3 protein-coding genes are annotated in these 9,037 nt (G+C 78.1%); all 3 read right to left on the bottom strand.

What is annotated here, in order from left to right:
* Positions 1 to 1,003: beta-ketoacyl synthase N-terminal-like domain-containing protein (locus BCD48_RS14430; RefSeq protein ID WP_198543240.1), on the bottom strand; the 1,003-nt coding region annotated here is incomplete at its 3' end.
* Entirely contained in the window at positions 996 to 7,016 is a 6,021-nt protein-coding gene (locus BCD48_RS14425; RefSeq protein WP_071048882.1) for a type I polyketide synthase, read from the bottom strand. The genes BCD48_RS14425 and BCD48_RS14430, both read right to left, overlap by 8 nt.
* A gap of 35 nt (positions 7,017 to 7,051) precedes the next feature.
* The coding region (locus BCD48_RS14420) for a type I polyketide synthase (protein WP_116271519.1) at positions 7,052 to 9,037 on the bottom strand (1,986 nt) is incomplete at its 5' end.

Genomic DNA, 9,037 nt, shown 5'->3' with positions numbered 1-9,037 from the left:
CCAACGCCGCCCGGATCACCCGCTCCTGCGACGGACCATTCGGCGCCGTCAGACCATTCGACGCACCGTCCTGGTTCACCGCCGAACCCGACACCACCGCCAGCACCTCATGACCGTTACGCCGCGCATCCGACAGCCGCTCCAGCACCAGCAGACCCACACCCTCMSMCCASGCGRCCCCGTCAGCCGCGTCGGCGAACGACTTGCACCGGCCGTCCGGCGCCAGTCCGCCCTGCCGGGAGAACTCGACGAACGCCTCCGGCGTCGACATCACGGCGACGCCGCCGGCCAGCGCCAGCGAGCACTCGCCCGCCCGCAGCGACGACGCCGCCAGATGCATCGCCACCAACGACGACGAACACGCSGTRTCSACCGTCACCGCCGGRCCCTCGAAMCCRAACGAATASGMCACCCGRCCCGACGCSAYRCTSCCSGCSGTGCCRTTGCCCACATAACCYTCGAGCYCSGSCGGRACGGTCCGCACCCACGAGCCRTAGTCGTGGTACATCACCCCCACGAACACCCCGGTCGAAGAACCCCGCAACGACCGCGCGTCCACCCCGACGCTCTCCACCGCCTCCCACGCCGTCTCCAACAACAACCGCTGCTGCGGATCCATCGCCAACGCCTCACGCGGCGAGATACCAAAGAACCCCGCATCGAAATCCGCCACGTCCGAAAGGAAACCGGCCTCCCGCACATAGCTGTGGCCCGCCGCGTCCGGGTCGGGGTCGAAGAGGTCGGCGTCCCAGCCGCGGTCCGTCGGAAACGGCGAGATCCCGTCACCACCGGCCGAGACGAGATCCCACAGGTCGGCCGGCGACGCCACCCCACCCGGGAAACGGCACGCCATGCCCACGATCGCGATCGGCTCCCGGGCCGCGTCCTCCAGCGCGCGCAGCTGCTCCCGGGTGTCGCGCAGATCGGCGGTGACCCAGCGCAGGTACTCGACGAGCCTCGCCGTCTCGTCCGCCGCGCCGGGGCCGCCGGTCGTCTCAGCCATGGGGTTCGGCCTCCCGCGTGTGACCGGCCGACAGCGACGCCGCCCGGCCGAGCTGACTGTCGATGAAGTCGAAGATCTCTTCGGTGGACGCGGACTGGATGTCCGTCCGCCGGCCCGGCGCGGCGTCGGACCGGCTGGCGAGCGTCGACACCATCGCGCGCAACCGGGCCAGTACCCGGCCCTGGTCGGACGGGGCGAGGTCCGGCGCGCGCAGCGACCGCTCCAGGGCGTCGAGGCCGTCGAGCACCGAGACCGGCCGCGCCTGCCCCGGTTCCGGTCCCAGCCCGGCTCGGACGTGCTCGGCGAGGGCGGCCGGTGTCGGATGGTCGAACACGACGGTCGCCGGCAGCCGCAGCCCGCTCACCGCGGCCAGCGCGTTGCGCAGCTCGACCGCGCTGAGCGAGTCGATGCCGAGGTCGGTGAACTGGCGATCGGCGCCGACCTCGGCCGGATCGGGATAGCCGAGCACGGCCGCGACCTGCTCGCGTACCGCGTCGAGCACCGCCCGGCCGCGTCCGTCGCCGTCGAGCCCGGCCAGCCTGGCCGGGAGCTCGGGCCGGGCACCGGCGGCCTCCGGGGCCGGCGTCCCGCCGTGCGGCCGGCGGCGCGGCCGGGGCACGAGGCTCCGCAGCGCCGGCGGCAGCGCCGAGGCGGGCGCGGCCCGCAGGGCGGCCCGGTCCCACGCCGCCGGCACCAGCAGCGGCGGCGCCGCCGACGCCGGCACGTCCGTGGCCGGCACGTCCGTGGCCGGCACGTCACCGGCCGCGAGGCCGAGCGCGGCGTCGAACAGGGCGAGGGCGTGCGCGTCGGCCATCGGCAGCACGCCGCCGCGGCGCAGCCGGCGACGATCGACGGCGTCCAGCCCGCCGGTCATCGCGCTGACGGCCGACCACTGCCCCCAGGCGAGCGAGACGGCCGGCAGCCCGGCCGCGCGGCGGTCGGCGGCGAGGGCGTCGAGGACGTGGTTGGCCGCCGCGTAGGCCGCCTGCCCCGGCGGGCCCACCAGCCCGGCGAGCGAGGAGAACAGCACGAAGGCCGTGAGGTCCATCCCCTGCGTCAGCTCGTGCAGCGCCAGCGCCGCGTCGGCCTTGGGGCGCAGGACGGCCGCCAGCCGCTCGGGCGTCACCGCCGCGAGGGTGCCGTCCTCGGCCACGCCGGCGAGGTGGACGACGGCCACCAGCGGCCGCTCGGCCGGGACGTCGGCGAGCAGGCCGCGAAGAGCGGCCCGATCCGCGACGTCGGCGGCGACGAGGCGGGCCTGCGCGCCCGCGTCGGCGAGCGCTGCCAGCAGCTCGTCCGCGCCGGACGCGGCCGGCCCCGACCGGCTCACGAGCAGCAGCGACCGGACGCCGTGCGCCTCGACGAGGTGACGGGTCACCAGCGTGCCGACGCCGCCGGTCGCGCCGGTGACCAGCACGGTCCCGGCCGCGAGCGCGGACCGCCCGCCGCCGCCGTCCGCCGGCGTGGCCGGGGCGAGCTCGGCGACCGGCGCCAGCCGGGGCACCAGGACCGCTCGGCCGCGCAGCGCCAGCTCGGGCTCCCCGCCGGCGAGCGCCGATGCCAGCGTGGTCGGCCCGTCATCGAACGCCGGCCCGACACCGGGATCGGACTCGGGATCGAGATCCGCGTCGGGCACGAGGTCGGGATCCAGGTCGAGCAGGGCCACGCGGCCTGGGTGCTCGGACCGGGCCGCGCGGGCAAGGCCCCACACCGCGGCCGCGGCCAGGTCCATCCGGGGCGGCGCCGGACCGGCCGCCACCGCGCCGCTCGTCACGAGCACGAGCCGGGCCGTGGCCAGCCGGTCGTCGGCCAGGAAGCGCTGGAGGCCGGCGAGCGCGGCCGCGGCGGCCCGCCGGACCGTCCCGGCCGCGTCCGCGTCGCCGCCAGCCTCGCCGTCGAGGCCCGGCAGGACGAGGAAGACGTCCCAGGGGCCGGCGGCGGCGTCGACGGCGAGCGCGTCGAGATCCGGGAAGGGCCGTAGGCCGGCGCCCAGCGCCCGAGCGAGCGCGCGCACCCGCGGATCGCCCGGCGTGGCGCCGACCAGTGCCCGTCCCGCGGGCTCCACGGCAGGGACACCGGAGGGGACGCCCGCCGGCTCGTCGGGCGGCAGCCAGGCCACCGCGTGCAGCGCCCCGTCCGGGGCTCTCCCGCCGAGACGGTCGAGAGGGACCTCGCGCACGGTCAGCGCGTCCAGGGTGAGCACCGGAGTGCCGGTGTCGTCGGCGGCCAGCAGGCTCACGGTGGCCGGCCCGGCCTCCCGCAGCCGCACCCGCAGCCGCGTCGCGCCGGTCGCCGCCAGCGACACGCCGGACCAGGCGAAGGGCATCCGCACCCCGAGGCCCGGTTGATCACCGTCCGCACCCGACAGCGCGGCGAAGGCCATCGGATGCAGGGCGCTGTCGAACAGGGCGGGATGCAGGCCGAACGCGCCGGGAGCCGTCTCGGCCGGCAGCGCGACCTCGGCGAACAGGTCGTCGCCCGACCGCCAGGCCGCGCGCACGCCGCGGAACGCGGGCCCGTAGGAATAGCCGGCGTCGGCCAGCCGGTCGTAGAGGCCCTCGACGTCGATCGCCTCGGCGCCCGGCGGCGGCCAGGCAGCGAGCTCCGCCGCCCCCGCGGCGCCCGACCCGCCCGGGGCGTCGCTGGGGCTCGGCGCGGGCTCCGCGGCGAGGCGCCCGGAGGCGTGCCGAAGCCAGCGGCCGGCCGCGTCGTCCGGGCCGTCGTCGGCGCGGCTGTGCAGCTCCCAGCGCCAGCCGGCGCCGTCCGCGAGCGGTGACACCGTCATCCGCAGGTCCTGGCCGTCCCGCTCCGGGACGTGCAGCGGGGCCTCCAGCGTCAGCTCCTCGACCCGGATCCCCGCCGGCGGGCGCGCGCTCCCGCCGGCGGGGACGGCCGCCGCGGCCTGGTCGGCGACCCACCGGGCCGACCACAGCGCCAGCTCGACCATCGCCGCGCCCGGCAGGATCACCGCTCCGCCGACGGCATGGTCGAGCAGCCACGGCTGCGCCGCCACGGTCAGCCGGCCGGTGAAGACGCCCGCGCCCGGCTCGGGCAGGGTCGCCGCCGCGCCGAGCAGGGGGTGGCCGGCCTCGTCCAGACCGAGACCGGCGACGTCGACCGGGGACGGCGCGCCCTCCCCTAGCCAGTAGCGCCTCCGCTGGAACGGGTACGTCGGCAGGGCGGCCGCCGCGGCGACGACGGCGGACGCGTCGGCCCCGCCGGGCGCCGCCGGCCCGTCCGGGTGGTCCGCCCACCGGACGGCCCCGCCGTCGGCGTGGACGAGCGCCAGCGCGGTGGTCAGCGCCAGGTCCTCGGCCCAGTCGCGCCGCTGCGTGGCCACCGTGAGATGCCCGGGTCCGCCAGCGCCGCCGGCCGGGGTGAGGCAGTCGGCGACCATCGCGGTGAGCACCGCGTCCGGGCCGACCTCGACGAACCGGGTCGCGCCCGCCCGCCGCGCCGCCGCCACGCAGTCGGCGAACCGCACGGTCCCCCGGACATGGTCGGCCCAGTAGCCGGGCGAGCAGAGCTGCTCGGGCGCCGCCGCGTCGCCGGTGACGTTGGACATGACCGGAAGCCCGGGCGGCGCGAACGACAACGGCGTCAGCGCCGCCCGCAGCGGTTCGAGCACCTCGTCCATGTGCGCGGAGTGGAAGGCGTGGCTGACCCGCAGGTTCCGCGTCCGGCGGCCCTGTCGTTCCCAGTAGCGCGCCAGCTCCGCGGCCGGCTCGGCATCGCCGGACACGACGACCGCCGTCGGCCCGTTCACCGCGGCCAGGGACAGCCGGCCGTCATAGCCGGCGAGCAGCGGCTCGACCTCGGTCGCCGACGCGCTCACCGCGGTCATGACGCCGCCGGCGGGCGCGTCCTGCATCAGCCGGGCCCGGGCGACGACCAGCGCGCAGGCGTCGGCGAGCCCGAGCACGCCGGCCAGGTGCGCGGCGGCGATCTCGCCGACCGAATGGCCGAGCAGCAGGTCCGGCCGGACCCCGAGGGACTCCAGCAGCCGGGCCAGCGCGACCTCGAACGCGAACAGCGCCGGCTGGGCGAACAGCGTGCGGTCGAGCAGGCCGGCCTCGGCCGAGTCGTCGGCGAACATCAACGGCCGCAGCGGCCGGCCGAGGCCGTCCTCAAGCGGGGCGCAGACCTCGGCCAGCGCGCCGGCGAAGACCCCGAACCGGGCCGCCAGCCGCCGGCCCATGCCGGCCCGCTGGGCGCCCTGACCGGTGAACAGGAACGCCGTGGCCCCGGCGGGGGACACCTCGCCGCGCACGACGATCCCGTCGCCGGCGGCGCGCCCGGTGGTCACGATCCGCGCACCCGGCCCGCCGGAAGGGGCGGTCTCGGCGGCCAGGGTGTCCAGCCCGGCGAGCAGCGCCGGCCGGTCCCGGGCGACCACCACGGCCCGCGCGTCGAGGTGGGCGCGGCCGCCCGCGAGCGCCGCCGCCAGCGCCGACAGGTCGGGCGCGGGCGATGCCCGCAGCTGGCTGGCGAGCGCGGCGGCCTGCGCCCGCAGGGCCGCCGGCGAGCGCCCGGACGTGAGGAACGCCCGGTCCGGCGGGTCCGCCGCGCCCCGGTCGGCCGGACCCGCCCCGGCCGGCCGGGGCGCGGACGCCGCGGCGGCGGGTTCGACCGCCTCCTCCAGGACGAGGTGCGCGTTGGTCCCGCTGATGCCGAATGACGAGACGGCGCAGCGCCGGGGCGCGCCCGGCCGCCGGTCCCAGGGCAGCGGCTCGGTGAGCAGGGCGAGCCCGCTGCGGTCCCAGTCGAGGTGCGGGGTCGGCGCGTCGACGTGCAGCGTGCGGGGCAGCGCCCCCGCCCGCATCGCCATCACCATCTTGATGACGCCGGCCACCCCGGCGGCGGCCTGGGTGTGGCCGATGTTCGACTTGACGGAGCCGAGCCGCAGCGGCCGGCCGGGGGGCCGGTTGCGGCCGTAGACGTCGGCGAGCGCGCCCGCCTCGATCGGGTCACCCAAGGTCGTCGCGGTGCCGTGCGCCTCGACGGCATCGACGTCGGCCGGGGTGAGGCCGGCGTTGGCCAGGGCGGCCCGCAGGACGCGCCGCTGGGACGTCCCGCTCGGGGCGGTGAGGCCGTTGCTCGCGCCGTCGGAGTTCACCGCGCTGCCCCGCAGCACGGCCAGCACCGGGTGGCCGTGCCGGCGCGCGTCGGCGAGCCGCTCCAGCAGGACGACGCCGGCGCCCTCGGCGAGCGCGGTGCCGGCCGCGCCGGCGGCGAAGGCCCGGCAGCGGCCGTCACGGGCCAGGCCCCCCTGGCGGCTGAACTCGACGAAGATCTTCGGAGTGGCCAGCACGACGACTCCGCCGGCCAGTGCCAGCTCGCACTCGCCGCGCCGCAGCGACTGCGACGCGAGGTGGATGGCGACCAGGGACGACGAGCAGGCCGTGTCGACCGTGAGCGCCGGCCCTTCGAGACCGAGGACGTAGGCGACGCGGCCGGCGACGACACTGGCCGCGCTGCCGGTCATGAGGTAGCCCTCGACGCCGTCCGGCAGCGTGGCGACGGCGGACCCGTAGTCGGGGAACGAGGCGCCGGCGAACACGCCGACCGGCCGGCCGCGCAGCGACGTCGGGGCCAGGCCGGCCCGTTCCAGCAACTCCCACGAGCACTCGAGCAGCAGCCGCTGCTGCGGGTCCATGGCCAGCGCCTCGCGCGGGCTGATCCCGAACAGCTCCGGGTCGAAGGCGGCGACGTCGCGGACGAAGCCGCCCCGCGCCGTGGAGGACGTGCCGGGCCGGCCGAGTTCCGCGTCCAGGATCCGGTCGAGCGGCCAGCCGCGGTCGGCCGGGAAGTCCGAGATCGCGTCCTCGCCGTCCGACACGAGCCGCCACAGGTCGTCGGCCGACCGCACGCCGCCGGGGTAGCGGCAGGTCATCGCGACGATCGCCAGCGGCTCGGTGTCCCGCGCCTCGAGGTCGCGCACCCGCCGGCGGGCGTCCCGCAGGTCGCTCGTGGCCCGTTTCAGGTAGTCGAACAGCTGCTGCTCGCTGGCCATGGTCGCGGCTCCTTGTCCGTTCGGGTGCCGACGGGTCAGAGGTCGGACAGGTCGTCGTCGAGGAGGGCGAAGATCTCGTCGGGGCTGGCCGAGCCGAGGTCCAGCTCCGCTCTCGCGCGTGCGCCGCCGACTGCCGGCGGCTCGTCCGGCCGGCCGTTGCGCTCCCGGTCCCCGAGCCCGCGGACCAGGGCCCGCAGGCGGCCGGGCACCCCGATCCGGGCCAGGTCGCCGGCCGGGACCGCCGCGAGGCCGGCGGCGAGCGCCTCGACGTCGGCGAGCAGCGCGGCGGCCGGGTCCGCCTCGGCGACACCCGCCTCGGCCAGCAGGTGATCGGCCAGCGCCTGGGGCGTGGGGTGGTCGAACACGAGCGTCGAGGACAGCCGCAGGCCCGTGGCCGCGCCGAGCCGGTTGCGCAGCTCGACCGACGTCAGCGAGTCCAGGCCGAGCTCGGTGAACGTGCGCCCCACCTCGACCATGTCGGGCCGGGCGTGCCCGAGGACGGCGGCGACCCGTGCCCGGACCAGGTCGAGCACGTGCCGGGAACGCTGGGCGGCGGGCAGTGCGGCCAGCCGGCCGGCCAGGTCGTCGGGCCCGCCCGCGGCCGAGGCGCCACCGCCCGGGACCGCGCCGCCGGCGGCCGCAGCCGCCGAGACCCGGGCCGCGACGATCTCCGGGAGCTCGGAGAGGAGCGCCGCCTGCGGGCCTCGCACCCCGACGTCGCCGATGGCCGCCCAGTCCGCCGCGACGACGGCGACGCAGGTCTCGTCGTGGTCGAGGACATCCCCGAGCGCGGACAGCGCCAGCGCCGGGTCGATCACCGCCACCCCGCGGGCCCGCAGGCCCTCCTCGACCTCCGCGCTGGCGAGCCCGCCGCCGTCCCAGTGCCCCCAGGCGATGGACGTGGCGACCTGGCCCCGGGCGCGCCGGTAGCGGGCCAGCTCGTCCAGGTAGGCGTTGCCCGGGCCGTAGTTGCCCTGCCCGACCGTGCCGTAGGTGCCGGCGAACGACGAGAACAGCACGAACGCGTCCAGGTCCAGCCCGTCGGTCAGCTCGTGCAGGTTCCGCGCGCCGCCGGCCTTGACCCGCAGCGCCCGCTGCTGCGCGTCGACGGTCAGCGAGCGCAGGACGTGGTCGTCGAGCACCGCCGCCGTGTGCACCACCGTCGTGAGCGGGACGTCCGCCGGGACGCTGGCCAGCAGCTCGGCGACCGCCGCCCGGTCGCCTACGTCGCACGCGCTGATCGTCACCTTCGCGCCGGCCCGGACCAGGTCGGTCCGCAGGTCCTCGGCGCCGGGGGCCTGCTCCCCGCGCCGGCTGACCAGCAGCAGGTGCTCGGCGTCCCGTTCGGCCAACCAGCGGGCCACGCGGCCGCCGAGCACCCCGGTGCCGCCGGTGATCAGCGCCGTGCCGCCCGGCCGCCAGGTCCGCGCCGGGCCGCCCGCGGGCAGCGGCGTCCGCCGCAGCCGCCGGCCCAGCAGCGCGCCGGCCCGCACGGCCAGCTCCGTCTCGCCGGTCGGTCCGGTCAGCGCGGCAAGGAACGGCCCCCGCGCCCAGTCGGCCAGCGTGCCGGGCAGGTCGACGAGCCCGCCCCAACAGGCGCACTCCAGCGCGGCGACCCGGCCGACGGCCCAGAGCATGGCGGGCTCGGGGTGCTCGGCGATCGTGCCCGCCGCCGACACCCCGTTCTGGGTGACGGACCAGATCGGCGCGGCGCAGCCAACCGTCTCCAGCGCCTGCAGGAGGCCGACGGTCGCCGTGACGCCCCATGGGACGTCGGGCCGGCCGGTGGCCGCCCCGGCCGCGGACCCGAGCAGGCTGAGGACGCCGCCGAGCGGCGCGCCGTCGGCCGCGGCGAGTGCCTCCCGCATCGCGTCGACCGGCCCGGCCCCGGCGACCGCGTCCGGCCCGACCGGGACGAGGCGGACGGGCACGCCGGCCTCGGTCAGGGCCTCGACGCACCAGTCGGCCAGCGGCTGCCCGCCGTCGGCGCCGGACGGGACGGCGACCAGCCAGGTCCCGGT

The organism is Pseudofrankia coriaricola (genome assembly GCF_001854805.1).
Taxonomy (GTDB): domain Bacteria; phylum Actinomycetota; class Actinomycetes; order Frankiales; family Frankiaceae; genus Pseudofrankia.
Note: the sequence above shows the minus strand (reverse complement) of the source record. Positions and strands in the feature narration are given on the sequence as shown.